Below are 19,429 nucleotides of genomic sequence, written 5' to 3' on the forward strand. Positions count from 1 at the left end.
CGACACGCACCATGTACAGCGGTACCGCTCGCGATAGAACCCAGCAGCCAAGGAGCCCTGCTTCTATCTAGAAAGGCCGGTTCAAGAGGATTGTGATAGATCCACGGCACGTCCAAGGGCCGCCGCCCAGGGGTGGAGGGGCCGATTAATCCGGAGATGCGAGGAATGAATGGATAAAGTGTTTCACGTGAAACGGATTCTGCGGCCGGCGGGAATGTCCCCTCACCGATCGGCCACGACCCTGCTGCAAGTGCACAGTGACACGTTGATGCACTCGCTATCAACTAGCCTAAGCTCGTCGCCGCAGCTGCGGCGCACAAGCAGGGCCCGAGCGAGGGCAGCCAAGCGTACTGAAACCAACGTAGGTTCGCGTCGGCTGGTTCGACGCTACGGGAAGCGCGCGGGGGCTGTAGCGTCGGGAAGCGGCGCGGGCAGCAGCGGGCTGGGCAGGAGGGAGCGCGGGCAGCGATGAACGGTCGGATTCATGCACACCGAGCAAAGACTCATACCAAGCGCCTGCAGGACCACTACCTGCCTTGGGACGCACATCGACAGCAATCGAGCGCGCGGAATCCAGGCACCTTGCGCGCAGATCGTGAAGACTCCATTCCGGCAAGGCGGTGACGTGTCAGTTTATGGTCCCAGGGCTCAATCCGACTGGCTTCAGTTTCCCCCTCCGCTGTGAACTAGCAGCCGTTTCACGTGAAACTGTGAGGAGCAAGGCTAGAGCTGATCGTCTCGTGCTCCTGCAACAGGACTCCTTCTCCTCCCGGCGCGGCCGACAGACGTAGACACCCCACAGACCATCAGATCAAACTACTCTCATCGGGGTCGTCAACCGCGCAAGCACATCTGTGTGAAAGCGGATGACGCGGAACAGGCCCTCAACACCAGCCATCGAAGTCCTCATCCAATTCAGAGCCAACACCTGCCTACGTACCATTCCGTCGCCGTCTGTTGCGCCGGGTGATAAATCTAGATGGCTGACTTGGACGGTGTTCTTGCTTCGTCCGCAGATGTGCCAGATCAAACCGACCAACTCCGTGTCGATTCGCCATGCAGCACCCGGGCGGTCAGGCTAGCCGAGAGAGGACCAAGCGCGTAGTGAACGACCACATGGCAAAGAATGGCGCGATGTCGGTCGTCGATCTCCTGCGGATCTACTGCAACTTGTGTGCCAGGCTTGAAGCGGTACAGACAACGAGATAGACGCGTCTGTCGGAGCTAAGACCCGAAAGGGCCGGTGTTTCACGTGAAACACCGGCCCCTCATACACCCCGGACGCACCTATTCGTTAGCAGGATTAAGCACACTCATAATCCGATTGAGGTCATCGACGCTGGCGAACTCGATGCTCACCTTACCCTTCTTTGCGCCGAGAGTGATCTTCACACTGGTATCCAGGTGATCCGACAACGACGTGGCCAGGTAGTCCAGCCGCTCATGACGGGCCCCGGCTCTCGGGGTTGACGGTTTCGCCGGACGTCGAAGCCCGTCACTCATCGCCACGATCTCTTCCGTTGATCTCACGGACAGGCCCTCCGCGACAATCCTTTGCGCGAGCTTCTCCATCTCTGCCTGATCGCCAAGGCCGAGGAGCGCCCTGGCGTGCCCAGCTGAAAGCACGCCCGCTGCGAGCCGGCGCTGAACCAAAGGAGGCAGCTTCATGAGTCGGAGCGTGTTCGAGATCTGCGGGCGTGAGCGCCCAATCCGGGTAGCCAACTCCTCCTGAGAACATCCGAAATCATCCAGCAATTGCTGGTATGCCGCTGCTTCCTCAAGCGGATTCAATTGACTACGATGCAAGTTCTCTAGGAGAGCGTCTCTGAGGAGAGCATCGTCGGTGGTGGAGCGAATAATCGCTGGAACTGTATCCAACCCAGCATCGCGGCTGGCACGCCACCGCCGTTCACCCATCACCAGCTCATACGGCTGGTCTCCCTGTTCCTGAGACAGGCGGACGACTATGGGCTGCAAGACGCCGATCTCCCGTATGGAGTGCACCAACTCCGCCATCTCGTCCTCGTCGAACACCGTTCGAGGCTGCCGACGGTTCGGATGAACAGACATCACAGGGATCTCAGCAAACTGAGCACCGGGAACTGGCGTCAATGTTTCACGTGAAACTTCAAGGTCCTCAGCGGCCGATGCCAGATCTTGATCCTCTGGCTTCACAACCGCAGGAGCGTCCTGTGCTCTGTCCAACTGATTGGGGTCCACCGAAGGCCGGTCTGCCACACCAGGTTCTACAATCTCCGAGCTATCGGGGCGGGCTGCGGTCTTTCGCACTCCGCTGGGCTTCGCCGATCTGCCTCCAGTCCGCTTGGCGGGGCCTTTCAAAGCTTCCTTGTTGATCACACCTGGATCCCGATCACCAGCGCCTGACGGAGTCGACTGGCGGGAGGCTTTGGCTGAGCCTGGTGCCGAGGGAAAGAACAGATCCACAGGGCGGCCGACACTCGGCTTCTCCACCGCTGGATCGACGGCTGCGTCATTGTCAGGAGCGCTTGGAATAAGGGCACCCAGGCCGCGGCCCAGACCTCTCCGCTTTTCTGCCATGAATTGTTCCTTCCACGTGCAGAATAATCAATCTGCATGGTTTGAGTCAGTAGGGCCATTCTACTGTGCTCAGGGCGCGGAGACTGGTAGAAGGACGCTAGGCGCGCTCAGCGATTTCTGCCGCGGCTTCCAGATAGGACAGGGCTCCGCTGGACGATGGGTCATACGTGAGCACCGTCTGTTGATAGCTCGGCGCTTCAGAGATCCTAACCGATCGGGGCACCACAGCACGTAGAACCTGGTCCGGAAAATGCTCTCGCACTTCCGCCGCAACCTGTGCTGCCAGATTGGTGCGCCCGTCGTACATCGTTAGGAGAATCGTGGAAACAACTAAGTCGGCGTTCAGATGCTTCTGGATCATCTCGATATTCTTCAACAACTGGCTGAGCCCTTCGAGCGCGTAGTACTCGCACTGAATGGGAATAAGTACTTCCTTCGCGGCCACAAAAGCGTTAACCGTAAGAAGTCCGAGGCTAGGGGGACAGTCGATGAAAACATAATCGAGACGCTCTTGTCCGCTTTCCGAGCGATCCTTCGAATATACGTCGATCGCGCGGCGGAGCCGCTGCTCGCGCGCCACGAGAGATACCAGTTCGATTTCCGCGCCGGCCAGATGGATGGTGGCTGGGGCGCAGATAAGGTTCGGCACGTCCGGACATGGCGCCACCACATCGCCAAGGGGCATATCGTCAATCAGGACATCGTAGATACTGTCCACTTCGGCATGGTGTTCTATGCCCAGCGCGGTGGAGGCATTTCCCTGCGGATCGATGTCGATTACAAGAACGTTCAGGCCCGCCGAGGCCAGTGCGGCGGCAAGGTTCACCGTGGTGGTAGTTTTACCCACGCCGCCCTTCTGATTACTGACCGTCAAAATTCTGGTGTTGGACGGACGTGGAAGATTGCGTCCGCTCAGCTTTTCCCGACGCCTGTTCTCATTGGCCAACTCCCGGGCCAGCGGTGTGCTGTCGTCCATTACATCCATGACGTTGGAACCACTCTCCTGGCCAGTCCCGGTGGAATCGCCAACCTGCTGCTTTATTGAAATAGCACTTGTTTCACGTGAAACAATCCCCGTATTAGCGGGGTCTGCAAATACTTGCGGTTGAATATCAGCCAATGCGACGGCTAACGTGGACCCGCTTACTAATAGCGACTGATCCCGCTTCGCGGTTGCATTCCTCATAGTCACTCGATCTCGCTCGCTTTCAGCCTGGCGGCAGTGTTCACTCTAGACTAGCGGTTGATTGGCAGAACGAGCTGTTGGACAAACCGGCCTCGGCGAAACTTTACGCGCATTACCGAGCCGGGCCGACTACTATTCTCACCACGGTGGTCGGTTCAGCAACCACCGACTCTCCGACCGTAACCACTGACATTTCCAAGCCGCCGAGGCGCCTGATCAACTTGGAAGACTTGGAGACTTCCTCCGCCGCGTTTCTGCCCTTGATGGCCAAGAGCTCACCTGTTCCCTCAAGCAGCGGTATGGATATCTGAGCCAAACCACCCAACGCCGATACTGCCCGTGCCGTGACAACGTCTACCGGCATGACCCCGACAGCCTGTTCAGCCCTCCCGCGAAAGACTTCGACGTTGTCGAGCTGAAGATCGGAGATTACTTCTCTCAACCATTTGACACGCCGTTCGAGGGGCTCAATGAGAAGGACACGAAGATCGGGCCGTCCAATGGACAACGCAAGCCCGGGCAACCCGGCTCCGCTGCCAACGTCGGCCACACGGGTGCCCTGCGGAATCAATTCACCAACGACGACGCAGTTCAACACATGGCGCCCCCACAGACGGGGAACTTCCCGCGGCCCCAATAAACCTCGCTCGGTACCCGAGGTCGCCAAGTGTTCGACATAGCGCTGTGCCAGAGGAAGTCTAGCGCCAAAGACCGCCTCAGCCGACGCGAGCTCGCTGTCGCCAATCTCAACTACCAATGAAGCTCCCAAGTTTATGGAGAAGGACACCCGTCTCAGGTGTCAGACGACACCACTATGTGCCGACCGCCTCCTTCACCTTCGGACTCACTCACCATTCCAAGTTCTGCGATCACATCGTGAACGATCTTGCGTTCATATGCAGACATGGGCTCCAATGCAACCTCGCCTGAAGTGTCTTTAACTGTCTGTACAGCTTCTTCGGCAATTCGCCGTAGTTCCTTTCCGCGCACATCCCGAAATCCATCAACGTCAAGTACAAGACGTGAACGGTTCTCTGTAGAGGTGAGCACCGAGAGGCGTGCCAGCTCCTGCAGGGCCTCCAGGACTTCTCCGTCCCGTCCTACCAGCGCAGCAAGCCCGCCACTGTCGGCTGCATCCGAAACGATCGATATGTAGGTTCGGCCATTCCGGACCTCAATGTCTATGTCACCATCAATATCGGCTATGTCCAGCAATTCTTCGAGATAATCGGCCGCAACGTCGCCCTCATCTTCAAGTCGTCCTGCACCGTCACCATCGCGTACGTCTTCCGTATCGGAATCGACAGTCTCCGCATGTACGTTGTCGGTGCTCATTTTCTCTTCCTGTTTTTACGCTGGGGCTGCGAACGCTGCCCCTTAGATTCGATGGCAGCTTCCGCGACGGGCTCCGTCTTCTTCTCGCCCAACAGCGGAATCATTGGAAGACCCTTCTTTGCGCGACGCTCGGCGAGAGCCTTTGCTGCGGGGGATCCGGGAGTGGGCATGCGCCGGATCACGAAGAACTGCTGCGCCATGGTCCAGATGTTGGTTGTGGTCCAGTAGATGAGGACACCAATTGGAAAGTTGATTCCACCCACACCAAAAACGAGCGGAAGGATGTACAGCATAATTTTCTGCTGGCGCATGAAGGGGCTCTGCATTGCCTCTTCTGACATATTCTTCGCCATGATCTGTTTCTGGGTTATGAACTGCGAGGCAGTCATGGCCAGAATCATGATGATCGAAAGGATCACAACCGAGGTATGACCTTCCGTGCCGAACCCATGCAGGAGAGAAGATGATAGCGGGGCGCCAAAAATCTCGGCGGCATCAAACTGTCGCACATCCTCAACTGTCAGTGCCCCGATACCTTCACCGGCATCACTTGAGGAAGATACGCCGTTCAATACCGTGAACAGCGCAAAGAAAAAAGGCATCTGGATGAGAATTGGTAAACACGCGGCAAATGGATTTGTCCCGTGTTTCTTGTACAGAGCCATCTGCTCCTGCGTCATAGCCTGACGGGAGAGTTGATCGGTTTTACCCTTGTACTTCTGCTGGAGCTTTCGAAGATCCGGCTGCAGTGCCTGCATCCCCCGTTGTGCTTTGATCTGTTTCACGAAGACCGGAATCAGAGCGGCACGAATCACCACCACAAGTCCCACGATGGACAACGTCCAGGCCCAACCCGAAGCAGGATCCATGCCGAGGAAGGTAAACCCCTCATGGAAGGCCCACATCACCCACGAAACCAGCCATCTGAAAGGCAGGAGAATTGTCTCGAAGAAGTCCATACGTTATTAGCTCCTCTAACCGCCTAAGCGGCATTCCTCATCAGCAGGGATCACCGGGTGATTTAGCACAACGATCTCAGGTTCAGAGCCGACGGCGAAAACGCGGCCGCCAGATGGAACATGATCAACCCCGCCGTCATTCCAGGGATGGCATCGTCCTAAACGTTTTATCGAAAGCCATGAGCCGTTGAGTACGCCATGCACGGTAACCGCTTCAAGCGCATAGGCCGAACATGACGGATAAAAGCGGCAAACCGGGCCATACAGCGGCGAGATCACCTTCCGGTAGACCTTAAGAAGTGTGATCAGCACGCCGCCAGGCTGTGCAAGTGTGGAGCTCGGCTTCGGTGACACAGACATAGTCATACGATGCTGCTCTCCTTTCCGGCTTTGACGTGTGAACGGACTACCTGACCGACAGTTGTCTTCAGAGCACGCTCAAAATCCCCACACAATTCACTCCAACCGACGGACGCGGAATGTGGCAAAGCCCGCACCACGAAATCTATTCCGCGGGGCTGACTCACAAGTGCCGAAGCAGCTGCTTCTCTCAGTCTCCTCTTAACGAGGTTTCGTGTCACCGCGTTCCCAACGTTCCTTGAAACGATGAAGCCGAACCTGCTCGGTTCGGTATCCGTTGTACACCGGGCGTATAAAACCAAGTTCCGGCGCCCAGAGCGGGCACCGGAACGGACGGTGTGGGAGAACGTCGAAGACGTCCGAACCCTGTTTTGTTTCGACAGCACCTAGAACCTCATCGGTTTTCAGGATTCGATCCCTGGACGCTGCCGCTGCCTGGCTCAGACATCGGAAGCGAACCAGGGTCGGCTATGCCGACAGTTCGGTACGGCCTTTGCTGCGGCGCGCGGAAAGGATTGCGCGGCCGGCGCGTGTGCGCATGCGAAGGCGGAAGCCGTGCTTTTTGGCACGACGGCGGTTATTCGGCTGAAAGGTCCGCTTGCTCACTGTGATTACTCCAAGACAATCTTGAGTTGTGCGGATCTGTTGCTACAAGGGGGAAGAACAGACCAGCACTATATTGTTGTACGTCCACCCGACGGGCCACCAGTGCCTCCAACCAAGATTTTTTCCCGATTTTGAAGGTCATCAAGGCATGCAAGATGCAGACATATAGGACTACATAACGTTAGGGCACCGCAGGCAGGCCGGTCAAACCGACTGAGCGTCCGACACAGCCCACCCGATGGCTACATTGTGGATAACCTCTTCTGGCTGGGACCGAAACAGGGCCTGGTGCAGGCATTTCCTGGTGTTTTCCACAAGCCTAGGTCCAGCTATCTTCTGTAGTTTTCATCATCTAGTCTTACCAAGTCCCATTTATCCACTAGTTGTGCATAACTCTGTGGATGAGGTTCAGATTCGGGTACTAGACAAATGGTGAGGTAGTAGTGGGAACTGACGAGATCAATGATGTAGGCAGCTCCTGGCGCAAAGTGATCCGAACACTGGAAAATGATGAGAGGATTTCACCCCGCCAGCGTGGCTTCGTAGTGCTTGCACAGGCCCAGGGGCTGATCGGAACAACGCTCTTGGTTGCTGTTCCCAATGAACTAACGCGGGAAGTCCTGCAAACCCAGTTGAAACTCGCTTTGGATGAAGCGTTGAAGGAAGTATTCAGGGAAGACATCCAGTGCGCATTCGTCATTGATCCCGAGTTGACGCCCGTTGTGGAGGAAGAGACAACCGAACAGCCTCAGACCCCCACACCTCAGGAAACCAAACCTTCTCCTACGCCCCCCAGTAATTCACACGAATTCGGGAGGCTGAACCCCAAATACATCTTTGACACCTTTGTTATCGGATCATCGAACCGATTTGCCCACGCAGCAGCCGTGGCAGTTGCAGAGGCTCCAGCTAAGGCGTACAATCCTCTCTTCATCTATGGAGACTCCGGTTTGGGCAAGACGCACCTGCTCCATGCCATTGGTCACTATGCCCGGCATCTCTATACAGGGATCCGCGTACGCTACGTGAACTCCGAGGAGTTCACTAACGACTTCATCAATTCCATCCGCGATGACGAGGGTACAAGCTTCAAACAGACCTATCGAAACGTGGATATCCTCCTGATTGATGACATCCAATTTCTGTCCGGTAAGGATCGAACACAGGAAGAGTTCTTCCACACGTTCAACGCTTTACACAATCACAGCAAACAGGTGGTCATCACTTCGGATCTGCCGCCAAAGCAGCTGTCGGGTTTCGAAGAAAGGATGCGTTCCAGATTTGAGTGGGGTCTCATGACCGATATCCAGCCCCCGGAATTGGAAACACGCATAGCAATCCTGCGGAAGAAGGCCATAAGTGAGGGCATGACCGCCCCGGACGAAGTGCTTGAATACATCGCCTCCAAAATCTCAACGAACATCCGGGAACTTGAAGGAGCTCTCATCCGGGTCACTGCATTTGCCAGCCTGAACCGCCAGTCTGTGGATGAGAATCTGGCGGAGATAGTACTCAAAGACCTTATTACCGACGACGGCGCGCGGGAGATCACCTCAGGTCTCATCATGGCGCAGACGGCCGAGTACTTTCAGATAAGCCTTGAAGAATTGTGCAGCAAATCGCGGACACGCACTTTGGTAACCGCCCGGCAGATTGCAATGTACCTCTGTCGAGAGCTGACCGACATGTCATTGCCAAAAATTGGCCAGGAACTTGGCGGCCGCGACCATACAACGGTGATCCATGCCGATCGGAAGATCCGCGAACTCATGGCCGAACGGCGAGCCATCTACAACCAGGTCACCGAACTCACCAACCGAATCAAACACCAGCAAAAAGACGGCTGACCGATGTCCGCGATGTCGCCTAATTGACAATTGTGGATAGACCTGTGGACAACTGCCCTAACAACTCCCACCTCGTTGAGGACAACCACAACACACGCTGTGGACCGCCCTAACGACAAGGATTTTCTACACACACATCCCACCCAGATCCAGCGCCAACCCACATTCTGTCAACAGACGAAAACGAGTCACTGGGCTTCCACAGCTAGTTATCCACAGTATCCACAGCAGTTATTAACACTACGTATCTTAAGAACATGTCTCCTTTCAGATAACACTTTCCCCACCACCGGAACGGCCAATACGTCCCGGATCTAGCGCTAAGCTTTCAGTCAGTAGAGTTGTCACTTGCGCCATCGCATCCCGCGGTCTGTAGTCGGTATTGCTTCAGGCTGAGTGACTAGTTCCCACGAATCTTTGTGAAAGGCGGCACACTTCAGTGAAATTTAGAGTTGAGCGGGATGTTTTGGCCGAGGCAGTAACCTGGACAGCTCGTTCCCTTTCCCCACGACCACCAGTGCCGGTGCTCTCCGGACTACTGATCAAGGCCCAGGGCGGATCCCTTAGCCTTGCCAGTTTTGACTATGAAATTTCGGCTCGTCTGCAGATACCCGCTGACATAGCCGAAGAGGGCACTATTCTGGTCTCGGGCCGTTTGCTCGCGGACATTTGCCGAAGTCTTCCTTCAGCCCCCGTGGACGTAGAGACCGATGGTTCAAAAGTCACACTTACCTGTAAAAGCAGCAGGTTTAATCTGGCTACGATGCCGGAAGGTGAGTACCCGGAGTTGCCAAACCTTCCCGAAGTCAGCGGCGTAGTCGATGGGAATGCCTTTGCCGAAGCTGTATCTCAGGTAATCATCGCGGCGAGCAGAGACGACACACTTCCAATCCTCACAGGTGTTCGGATGGAAATTGAGGATGACCTCATCACCTTCCTCGCCACTGACCGCTACCGTTTAGCGCTCCGGGAACTCTCATGGAAACCCACCACTCCTGGGATTTCCACCAGTGCGCTGGTAAAAGCGAAGACCCTCAATGAAGTAGCGAAAACTCTGGGAGGCGCAGGTGATCTGCAGATCGCGCTGTCAGACAGCAGCGAACTCATTGGATTCGAAAGCGGTGGAAGGCGCACCACTTCCCTGCTTGTGGACGGCGACTACCCTAAGATCCGGTCTCTCTTTCCGGACAACACGCCCATTCATGCCACGGTGGAAACAAGTGTGCTGGTTGAAGCTGTACGGCGCGTATCATTGGTGGCCGAACGGAACACACCTGTCCGGCTTGCTTTCACAGCCGGCCAGCTTACTTTGGATGCAGGAACGGGCGAGGACGCCCAGGCATCGGAAGCAATTGAAGCAACTCTCGATGGCGATGACATTACAGTCGCCTTCAATCCCCACTACCTGAGTGAAGGGCTTGGAGCGTTCAGCAGCAGGTTTGTCAGGTTTTCTTTCACCACACCTCCGAAACCGGCAGTGCTCTCCGCGCAGCAGGATGCCACGGGCGAGGACAATGAAGATTATCGCTATCTCCTGATGCCGGTGCGCCTTCCCAATCAGTGATAGCAACGGGCACCGCATGACCCAGAGCGAACGAACGGGGATAAAAGTGCACATCGGTCTTATTGGCCTCGGAAAAATGGGCTTCAATATGCGAGAACGGTTGAGGCGCAAGGGACTGACAGTCATTGGGTTTGATCGCAACCCTGATCTGTCGGATGTTGCTTCTCTTGATGAGCTTGTTAAGATGCTACCCGTCCCAAGGTTGGTTTGGGTGATGGTACCTGCCGGACTTGCGACGGACGGAGTGATTCAGGAACTATCCTCCAGGCTCACCCACGGGGATCTGGTAATTGATGGCGGAAATTCGAAGTTTACGGATGATCAACGGCACGGGCTGGAACTCTTAGAGAAAGGAGTTTCCTTCATTGACTGTGGCGTTTCTGGTGGAGTGTGGGGCCTCGAAAATGGGTATGGGCTCATGGTTGGGGGCAACCCCGTGGATGTTGAGCGCGCAATGCCGGTATTCGATGCACTAGGACCCGAAGGTTCCCGCGAGGAAAGGTTCGTTCACGTGGGCGACAGCGGGGCAGGGCACTACGCGAAAATGGTCCACAACGGGATTGAGTACGGTCTCATGCAGGCCTATGCAGAAGGCTATGAACTTCTTGTTGCCAAGGACATCATCAAAGACGTTCCAGGAACATTTAGGGCCTGGCAAAAAGGGACTGTTGTTAGGTCGTGGCTGTTGGATCTGATGGTCAAGGCTCTCGAAGAGGATCCAGAGCTCAGCAAGGTTGCCGGTTACGTAGAAGACTCTGGTGAGGGCCGGTGGACCGTCGAGGAAGCAATTGCAAATGAAGTGGCCACCCCTGCGATAACAGCTGCGCTCTTTGCTCGGTTTGCATCCCGCCAGGAAAATGCGCCGTCCCTGAAGATGGTCGCTGCGCTCCGAAACCAGTTTGGCGGGCACGCCGTCCGCGCCCCAAAAGACTCGGTTTGAACGGGGAACCGTGTACGTTCAGCATCTGTCGCTAACGGATTTTCGCAGCTATGCGCAGGTAGACATTCAACTGGAGCCGGGCGTAACCGTATTTGTTGGACCAAATGGTGTGGGCAAGACCAATATAGTTGAGGCCATCGGTTATCTGGCAACGATGTCATCCCACCGAGTAAGTTCAGACAAGCCACTCATCGCCTTCCATGCCGAGCGGGCCTTGGTCAGGGGCCGGCTGGTCAAAGGTTTCCAATCCACGAGCATTGAGCTCGAGGTTAATGCTGAGCGCGCTAACAGGGCGCGGATCAATCGGGCAAACCCGGTACGGGCACGGGATGCAGCGGGTATTCTCCGCACCGTACTCTTCGCTCCGGAGGATCTGGCGCTCGTTAAGGGGGATCCGGCCAACCGCCGCCGCTTTCTTGACGATTTGATGGTTCTCTTGATGCCCCACTATGTCGGCATGCGGTCCGACTATGACCGAGTCCTGAAGCAACGCAACGCATTACTAAAGTCAATCCGTGGCCGAGGCAAGCTGACTACCGGGCACGAAGCGACACTTGATGTCTGGGACCAGCACCTCCTCGAGGCAGGATCGCGGTTGCTCTTCGCTCGCCTGAGTGTTCTCGACAGACTTGAACCCCATCTTGCTCGCGCGTACAGCCAGCTCACCGATGGAACTAAGGAGGCACGGGCTGAGTACCGGACCACGGTTACGGATATGTCCATGGACGACGACGGTGTTTCGGACGAACGGCCGCAGGATTTGCGTGGGCAGAGTTTGGAATACATATCCGGTGAATTCGGTGAGGCGCTCAGGGACCACCGGAAAAGAGAAACCGAAAGAGGAATGTCGTTGGTTGGACCGCACCGCGATGATGTTCAGCTGATCCTGGGACAGGCACCAGCCAAAGGGTACGCTTCCCACGGCGAAACCTGGTCGATGGCCCTGGCCCTCCGGCTTGGATCCTATTATTTGTTGAACGAGGACGATCACACCCAGGGGGCTGGTCCGGTGTTGATTCTCGATGACGTTTTTGCAGAACTTGATTCCACCCGGCGGGCGAAACTGGCAGCCATTGTCTCCAGTGCGGAACAGGTCCTTGTGACTGCAGCCGTTGGTGAAGATGTGCCGGCAGCCCTGGCCGGACGCTACGTAAAGGTTGTCCCGGGAGGCTTGAATGATCCGGCCGGCTGACTCCGAAAGTAGTGGTGATCCTTCGGTCAACCGCGAGCCAGATCCGGGAGACGAGCAGACCGGCCCTGCTGCTACACGGACGGACGGACCGGATGCGCCGCAAGCACTGCTCAATCGACTCAGGGAAGCGTCGCAGGCAAGGGGAAATCCCCGGATACCAGCTACCAGACGTAGGCAACATAGTGCCGGAAAACGCAGACTGACTGCGTCGGACGTCTATACGGGAAGAGATCCACAGGGGTTGGGGAACGTATTTGGGCGGCTCCTTGCCGAGCGTGGATGGAATTCCCCGGTGGCGGTGGGGTCCGTGATGGCGAGATGGACCGAGTTAGTGGGTTCTGAAATATCCGCACACTGCCTCCCCGAAAGTTTTGACGGAAAGACTGTCCTTGTCAGGTGTGACTCGACCGCGTGGGCCACCCAACTGCGCTTGATCAGTCCGGATTTACTTGGCCGGTTTGAGAAGGAGCTGGGAGCTGGAGTCGTCACTGCGATCTCCGTTATGGGACCCTCCGCGCCGAACTGGCGCAAAGGGGGACGATCAGTCAGAGGCCGCGGTCCACGGGATACCTACGGTTGATCTGCGGGCTTCTCTCCACAAGTCTTGTCAATGCGCTCCAAGCCGTGCAGGGCCCAGAGAATGATGCAGGACGTATACGCCCTTACGAGGCACCCCTCCGCTGGCTGCAATACGGCATTATTCGCCAGTAGGGGCTTATTCATGCGTCCTTTCACCCACCAGCAAGGTAGAATAGTGGGCGAGGCATTCCTATCTGGGATGCCTTCATTCTGAGACCTACGCGATGAGGAGTCGACAGCGCCTGTGGCTAACGACAACGAGCTGGAAACCGGTCCTGATGCACCGAAAGGCTATGATGCCAGTGACATCACCGTCCTTGAGGGACTGGAAGCCGTTCGCAAGCGGCCTGGCATGTACATCGGATCGACCGGACCAAGGGGCCTGCATCATCTTGTCTATGAAGTAGTAGACAACTCGGTTGATGAGGCACTGGCAGGCTACTGCGACCACATTGACGTCACCTTGCTGGAAGACGGCGGAGTCCGCGTCATCGACAACGGCCGTGGTATTCCCGTGGATATGCACCCCTCCGAGGGTCGTCCAACCATTGAAGTGGTGATGACTATTCTTCATGCGGGGGGCAAGTTCGGCGGTGGCGGCTACGCAGTTTCCGGCGGTCTTCACGGCGTGGGCATCTCAGTGGTAAATGCGCTGTCGTCGCGCGTCGAGACAGAGGTCCGGCGTCAGGGCCATGTTTGGAACCAGTCGTTCGCGGACGGCGGAAAACCTGTGGGAGAACTCCGAAAAGGAGAAGTAACCGATCAGACGGGAACTACACAGACCTTCTACCCGGACGCAGGAATATTCGAATCTGTTGAGTTCGATTTCGAAACCTTGAGGGCGCGCTTTCAGCAGATGGCGTTTCTGAACAAGGGACTCCGGATCAGCCTGGTTGATGAACGGGCCGACGAGATAGAAACCGAAGAAATTACCGATACCGCCCATCCAGGCGAGTCCGGAAGTGAGCAGCCGAAGCACCGCCACATTGAATACATGTATGAAAACGGTCTGCTGGATTATGTCAAGCATCTGAATTCCTCTAAGCGGGTGGACGTGATTCATGAGGATGTCATCGCATTCGAAACTGAAGACACCAACAAGTCGATCGCAGTTGAAATGGCCATGCAGTGGACAACCGCCTATTCAGAGAGCGTCCACACCTATGCCAATACAATCAACACCCATGAGGGCGGAACCCACGAAGAGGGTTTCCGCGCCGCGATGACGTCCTTGATCAACCGCTATGCGCGGGAGAAAAACATCATCAAGGAAAAGGACGAGAACCTCACCGGGGATGACATCCGTGAGGGATTGACCGCGGTGATCTCAGTCAAACTCGCTGAACCGCAGTTTGAAGGCCAGACCAAAACCAAGCTTGGAAATTCCGAGGCCAAAGGCTTTGTCCAGCGGGTTGTGACCGACCAGCTGGGTGATTGGCTGGAGCGCAACCCCGGCCCGGCGCGCGATGTTATTCGTAAGTCGATCCAGGCTGCGCAGGCGCGGCTTGCCGCCCGCAAGGCGCGAGAATCCACCCGGAGAAAAGGGCTCTTGGAGTCGGGCGGGATGCCGGGAAAACTGAAAGACTGCCAGTCCAAGGACCCATCCAAGTCCGAGATCTATATAGTCGAAGGTGACTCCGCCGGTGGATCCGCTGTGCGTGGAAGGAATCCGGAAACACAGGCAATCCTGCCACTCCGCGGAAAGATCTTGAACGTTGAACGCGCGCGGCTAGACCGGGCACTCGGCAACAGCGAAGTCCAAGCCATGATCACGGCGTTCGGCGCCGGAATCGGCGAGGATTTTAACGTCGAGAAGGCCCGATATCACAAGATTGTGTTGATGGCTGATGCGGACGTTGACGGCCAGCACATTACCACGCTGCTCCTGACACTCTTGTTCCGTTACATGCGGCCCCTGATCGAGAATGGCTTCGTTTATCTTGCACAGCCTCCGCTCTATCGGATCAAGTGGTCCAACGCAGCCCACTCCTACGTATTCAGCGACCGTGAGCGGGATGAAATCATCAAGCTGGGTTTGGCCAACAATCAGCGTCTCCCCAAGGACAACGGCGTGCAGCGCTATAAAGGTCTTGGAGAAATGAACTACACCGAACTGTGGGAAACGACCATGGATCCGGATAACCGGACGCTCCTGCAGGTAACGATGGACGATGCTGCCGCCGCGGATCAGATCTTTTCAGTCCTCATGGGTGAGGACGTCGAGTCCCGCCGCAATTTTATTCAGCAGAATGCAAAAGACGTGCGTTTCTTGGACATCTAGGGTGTCCGCGCATCTGGCATTCTGGCGGCGCAACGATACTTGCTCGTTCCTCGCAAGTATTAAAGCGCCTACGCAGAATGTCGGATACACGGACCCTTCAGGCTCCCCGACGCCGTTGGCGGCTTTTACGGAATTACGAACGGAACTGACTAATGAGTGATGAAGTAACACCGGGTGTATCTGGCGAAGACATGCCCCTCGAGGGCGAGGTGTTAACCGACCGGATTGAACAGGTTGACCTTCAAACCGAAATGCAGCGGTCCTATCTGGACTACGCCATGGCGGTCATCGTTGGGCGGGCATTGCCCGATGTCCGCGATGGACTCAAGCCTGTGCACCGCCGGGTGCTATATGCCATGTTCGATGGGGGATACCGCCCTGAGCGCTCCTTCAACAAGTGTGCGCGTGTAGTAGGCGAGGTGATGGGCCAGTACCATCCGCACGGCGACAGCGCCATTTACGACGCCCTGGTGCGTCTGATTCAGGACTGGACCATGCGGTATCCCCTTGCCCTTGGGCAAGGTAACTTCGGATCGCCCGGGAACGATGGCGCTGCGGCGCCGCGGTATACAGAGACCAAGATGGCACCCCTGGCCATGGAGATGGTGCGCGACATCGACGAGGAAACCGTCGACTTTCAGGATAACTACGACGGCAAAAATCAGGAACCAACTATCCTGCCGTCCCGGTTTCCCAACCTGCTGGTCAATGGTTCCTCGGGTATCGCCGTGGGAATGGCGACCAATATTCCGCCGCACAATCTGCGTGAGGTTGCCAGTGGCGTCCAGTGGTACCTGGAGAACCCGCAGGCATCCAAAGAGGAGCTGCTGGAAGCACTGATTGTCCGTATTAAAGGTCCGGATTTCCCAACGGGAGCACAGATCCTGGGACACAAGGGCATTGAGGATGCGTACCGCACAGGGCGTGGTTCAGTCACCATGCGGGCAGTTGTCAATGTGGAGGAAATCCAGGGCCGCACATGCCTGGTGGTCACTGAACTGCCCTATCAGGCGAACCCCGATAACCTGGCTATCAAGATTGCCGATCTTGTCAAGGACGGCAAGATCAGTGGTATCGCCGACCTTCGCGATGAAACTTCCGGACGCACCGGTCAACGCCTGGTGATAGTCCTGAAGCGCGATGCAGTCGCCAAGGTGGTCTTGAACAACCTCTACAAGCACACTCAGTTGCAGGACAATTTCAGCGCGAACATGCTGGCCATCGTTGACGATGTCCCACGGACCCTGAGTCTGGACGCGTTCATCCGGCACTGGGTCACTCACCAGCTGGAAGTCATTGTCCGCCGAACGCAGTACCGGCTGCGAAAGGCGGAAGAGGCAGCCCATATTCTGAGGGGTCTACTGAAGGCACTTGACGCACTCGATGATGTCATTGCGCTGATCCGCCGCTCCTCGACGGTGGAAGACGCCCGCAACGGTCTTATGGGACTGTTAGAGATTGACGAGATCCAGGCGCAGGCAATCCTGGATATGCAGTTGCGGCGCCTTGCAGCGCTGGAACGCCAGAAAATCCAGGACCAGCACGCAAAACTCGAGGCCGAGATCGCCGAGTACAAGAAGATTCTCGCCTCGGCACAAATGCAGCGCGACATCGTCTCGACTGAACTCCGGGAAATCGTCGACAAGCACGGCGACGAGCGGCGAACTGAAATACTCATGGGGTATGACGGTGACATGAGCATGGAAGACCTCATTCCCGAAGAGGAAATGGTGGTTACCATCACCCGTGGCGGCTACGTCAAGCGGACCCGCAGCGACAACTACCGCCAGCAGGCACGAGGCGGCAAGGGAATCAAGGGCGCGCAGCTACGCGGTGATGATGTGGTGGAGCACTTCTTCGTCACTACCACCCATCACTGGTTGTTGTTCTTCACAAACCTTGGGCGGGTTTACCGTGCCAAGGCGTACGAGCTGGTTGAGGCCGGACGCGACGCCAAGGGGCAGCATGTTGCAAACCTGATGGCATTCCAGCCCGACGAGACTATTGCGCAGGTGCTCGATCTCCGCGACTATCAGCAGTCGCCTTACCTGGTTCTGGCAACCAAACGAGGCCTGGTAAAAAAGACGCGACTTGAGGACTACGACACTAACCGGACGGCCGGAGTAATCGCAATCAATCTGCGTGATGGAGATGAACTCGTTTCCGCGCAGCTGGTCTCTGAGAGCGATGACATGATGCTCGTATCCCGTAAGGGCCAGTCGCTGCGGTTCACCGCAACGGATGAGGCCCTTCGCCCAATGGGCCGCGCGACCTCAGGCGTGACTGGCATGAAGTTCCGTCAGGAAGACGAGCTGCTTGCCGCCAACGTGGTCAGTGACGAATCCTTCGTATTCATTGTCACCGAGGGGGGTTTCGCCAAGCGGACCAAGGTCGATGAGTACAGGGTTCAGGGACGCGGCGGCTTGGGAATCAAGGTAGCCAAGCTCGCAGAGGAGCGAGGTGATCTGGTGGGCGCACTGATAGTTCAGGAAGAGGATGAAGTACTTGTGGTCATGGGAGGCGGCAAGGTGGTCCGTTCGGCGGTCACCGGTGTTCCTGCCAAGGGTAGGGACACCATGGGCGTGATTTTCGCGAAACCCGATAAGAAGGATCGCATCATTGCAGTGGCACGAAATTCGGAGCGTGGTCTCACCAACGACGACGGCACGGAGATGGAGCCCGACGGCGCCGAGTCTGCGCAGAGTGCCGACGATGAAGTACCGTTGTCGTCAGAAGAAACGGCTGAGCTTGACGCTGAGTCGACGGAAAATGGAGGCAACGAGTGAGTTCAGCCAACTCTAATCCGCGGACCACCGGCGGTGGAACTGTGCGGTCATCGGGCAACGGGCCTCGTGTGAATGCACCTGCACGGCCAACGCAGCGGCCATCCGGTTCTGGCCGTCCGGCCAACAGGCCGGGGTTGGTAAAGCCGGCTCCCAAGGCGAAAGCAAGGAAAGCAAGGCTGCTTGTCAGCAAAGTGGACCCGTGGTCGGTCCTCAAAATGTCCTTCCTGCTTTCGGTTGCACTCGGCATCGTCACGGTCGTCGCAGCCATCGTGATTTGGACGGTTCTTGATCTGACCGGAATCTTCGACCGAGTCAATCAACTTCTGGGTGAAATTGCTGGCTCGGAAGGCGAAGGATTTGACCTGCGCCAGTTTGCCTCTCTTGGTCAGGTAGTTTCCTTTGCCACAATTATTGCCGTCGTGAACGTGGTGCTCCTCACGGCTCTAGCGATGCTTTCGGCCGTTCTGTACAATATTTCATCCACCCTCGTGGGCGGCATTGGAGTTACTCTCACCGATGACTGATTCGAACCTTCCGAGCAGGTCCTGCTGATTTGAAGATTGCCGAGATACTGCTGTAAAGTCATATCTCGGCCCGAAGAGGTATCGGGGCGTATAGCTCAGGCGGTTAGAGCGCTTCGCTGATAACGAAGAGGTCCCAGGTTCAAGTCCTGGTACGCCCACGAATCCGGCACCGGCAGGTAACTGCCAAGGAGGGAACACTGTGAAGAAGTTGATTGTGGCCGCAGCTGCGATCGCAGGGGTTTTCGCCTACAAGCGGTGGCAGGATTCCGAGAAGGAAAAAGCAGTATGGAGTAAGGCGACCGACACGGTTGACTAGGATTGGGAGCTGAACCAATTTTCGGTTCGGCCTCCGGGTCAGGTTATACTGGACAGGTCCTATTTTCGGGGGCATGGCGCAATTGGTAGCGCACCTGCTTTGCAAGCAGGGGGTTCGGGGTTCGAGTCCCCGTGCCTCCACCGAAAGATGTGAGTCCCGGCCGTAACGGCCGGGACTCACGTATTTAACAGTCGATGTTGATCAGGGTCGCATCAGGTGATCGGTAACGGCCCAGGAGTCCGTGACGCAACTCCCCCGCGCTGGGCGGATCGTGAACGGCTAGGCCACCCCACCGCGTCCCATACGGGCGGAATGGACAGCGCGAATCATTTTCATGGGGTAGTAGATGGACATGAAGATGATCATGGGTACTTTCAACACGCGTTTGTTGATCT

At 56.6% G+C, this 19,429-nt stretch carries 17 protein-coding genes and 2 tRNA genes; 11 read left to right on the forward strand and 8 right to left on the reverse strand.

The window, feature by feature from the left end:
* Positions 1 to 1,287: 1,287 nt before the first annotated feature.
* The 8 genes from Y708_RS0100315 to rpmH form a co-directional block, all read right to left on the reverse strand.
* Positions 1,288 to 2,559, reverse strand: coding sequence for a ParB/RepB/Spo0J family partition protein (locus Y708_RS0100315; protein ID WP_028278407.1), 1,272 nt, complete (start codon positions 2,557 to 2,559; stop codon positions 1,288 to 1,290).
* A gap of 97 nt (positions 2,560 to 2,656) precedes the next feature.
* Complete coding sequence (locus Y708_RS0100320) at positions 2,657 to 3,745, reverse strand: ParA family protein (protein WP_275451092.1); 1,089 nt, start codon at positions 3,743 to 3,745, stop codon at positions 2,657 to 2,659.
* A gap of 112 nt (positions 3,746 to 3,857) precedes the next feature.
* Positions 3,858 to 4,502, reverse strand: a complete 645-nt coding sequence (gene rsmG / locus Y708_RS0100325; RefSeq protein WP_028278409.1) for a 16S rRNA (guanine(527)-N(7))-methyltransferase RsmG — start codon at positions 4,500 to 4,502, stop codon at positions 3,858 to 3,860.
* 35 nt (positions 4,503 to 4,537) lie between these two features.
* Positions 4,538 to 5,080: a Jag family protein gene (locus tag Y708_RS0100330; RefSeq protein WP_028278410.1), complete on the reverse strand. Its 543-nt coding sequence runs from the start codon at positions 5,078 to 5,080 to the stop codon at positions 4,538 to 4,540.
* Positions 5,077 to 6,039 carry a membrane protein insertase YidC gene (gene yidC, locus Y708_RS0100335; protein WP_028278411.1) on the reverse strand — a complete coding sequence of 321 codons (963 nt, stop codon included), beginning with the start codon at positions 6,037 to 6,039 and terminating at the stop codon, positions 5,077 to 5,079. Before yidC ends, Y708_RS0100330 begins: the two co-directional genes overlap by 4 nt.
* A gap of 15 nt (positions 6,040 to 6,054) precedes the next feature.
* A complete protein-coding gene (yidD, locus tag Y708_RS27870) occupies positions 6,055 to 6,399 on the reverse strand; it encodes a membrane protein insertion efficiency factor YidD (RefSeq protein ID WP_081746381.1) in 345 nt (114 codons plus the stop codon).
* Positions 6,400 to 6,401: 2 nt separating this feature from the next.
* Entirely contained in the window at positions 6,402 to 6,785 is a 384-nt protein-coding gene (rnpA, locus tag Y708_RS27875) for a ribonuclease P protein component (protein WP_081746382.1), read from the reverse strand.
* A gap of 82 nt (positions 6,786 to 6,867) precedes the next feature.
* A complete protein-coding gene (rpmH, locus tag Y708_RS27880) occupies positions 6,868 to 7,005 on the reverse strand; it encodes a 50S ribosomal protein L34 (protein WP_055854070.1) in 138 nt (45 codons plus the stop codon).
* A 443-nt stretch (positions 7,006 to 7,448) separates the two neighbouring features.
* Here rpmH and dnaA point away from each other — a divergent pair, with 443 nt between their 5' ends.
* The 11 genes from dnaA (at position 7,449) to Y708_RS0100385 (ending at position 19,174) form a co-directional block, all read left to right on the forward strand.
* Entirely contained in the window at positions 7,449 to 8,852 is a 1,404-nt protein-coding gene (gene dnaA, locus Y708_RS0100340) for a chromosomal replication initiator protein DnaA (protein ID WP_028278412.1), read from the forward strand.
* A gap of 439 nt (positions 8,853 to 9,291) precedes the next feature.
* On the forward strand, positions 9,292 to 10,416 hold the full coding sequence (dnaN, locus tag Y708_RS0100345; protein WP_028278413.1) for a DNA polymerase III subunit beta: 1,125 nt from the start codon (positions 9,292 to 9,294) through the stop codon (positions 10,414 to 10,416).
* A 46-nt stretch (positions 10,417 to 10,462) separates the two neighbouring features.
* Entirely contained in the window at positions 10,463 to 11,356 is an 894-nt protein-coding gene (gnd, locus tag Y708_RS0100350) for a phosphogluconate dehydrogenase (NAD(+)-dependent, decarboxylating) (protein ID WP_028278414.1), read from the forward strand.
* A 10-nt stretch (positions 11,357 to 11,366) separates the two neighbouring features.
* The gene (gene recF, locus Y708_RS0100355; RefSeq protein WP_028278415.1) at positions 11,367 to 12,548 is read left to right on the forward strand and encodes a DNA replication/repair protein RecF; all 1,182 of its coding nucleotides are present in this window, start codon (positions 11,367 to 11,369) and stop codon (positions 12,546 to 12,548) included.
* A gap of 106 nt (positions 12,549 to 12,654) precedes the next feature.
* A complete protein-coding gene (locus tag Y708_RS27885; protein ID WP_253905638.1) occupies positions 12,655 to 13,128 on the forward strand; it encodes a DciA family protein in 474 nt (157 codons plus the stop codon).
* Between the two features lie 243 nt (positions 13,129 to 13,371).
* On the forward strand, positions 13,372 to 15,408 hold the full coding sequence (gene gyrB, locus Y708_RS0100360; RefSeq protein ID WP_028278416.1) for a DNA topoisomerase (ATP-hydrolyzing) subunit B: 2,037 nt from the start codon (positions 13,372 to 13,374) through the stop codon (positions 15,406 to 15,408).
* A gap of 152 nt (positions 15,409 to 15,560) precedes the next feature.
* Positions 15,561 to 18,194, forward strand: coding sequence for a DNA gyrase subunit A (gene gyrA / locus Y708_RS0100365; RefSeq protein ID WP_028278417.1), 2,634 nt, complete (start codon positions 15,561 to 15,563; stop codon positions 18,192 to 18,194).
* Entirely contained in the window at positions 18,191 to 18,718 is a 528-nt protein-coding gene (locus Y708_RS0100370) for a DUF3566 domain-containing protein (protein ID WP_028278418.1), read from the forward strand. The genes gyrA and Y708_RS0100370 overlap by 4 nt, the downstream gene beginning before the upstream one ends.
* Positions 18,719 to 18,802: 84 nt before the next feature.
* A tRNA-Ile gene (locus Y708_RS0100375) sits at positions 18,803 to 18,876 on the forward strand.
* 41 nt (positions 18,877 to 18,917) lie between these two features.
* Positions 18,918 to 19,034, forward strand: a complete 117-nt coding sequence (locus Y708_RS30235) for a DLW-39 family protein (RefSeq protein ID WP_216699698.1) — start codon at positions 18,918 to 18,920, stop codon at positions 19,032 to 19,034.
* Between the two features lie 67 nt (positions 19,035 to 19,101).
* Positions 19,102 to 19,174 (forward strand) — tRNA-Ala (locus Y708_RS0100385).
* Positions 19,175 to 19,429: the final 255 nt, after the last annotated feature.

The organism is Arthrobacter sp. H5, from assembly GCF_000520595.1.
Classification (GTDB): Bacteria; Actinomycetota; Actinomycetes; order Actinomycetales; family Micrococcaceae; genus Arthrobacter_D.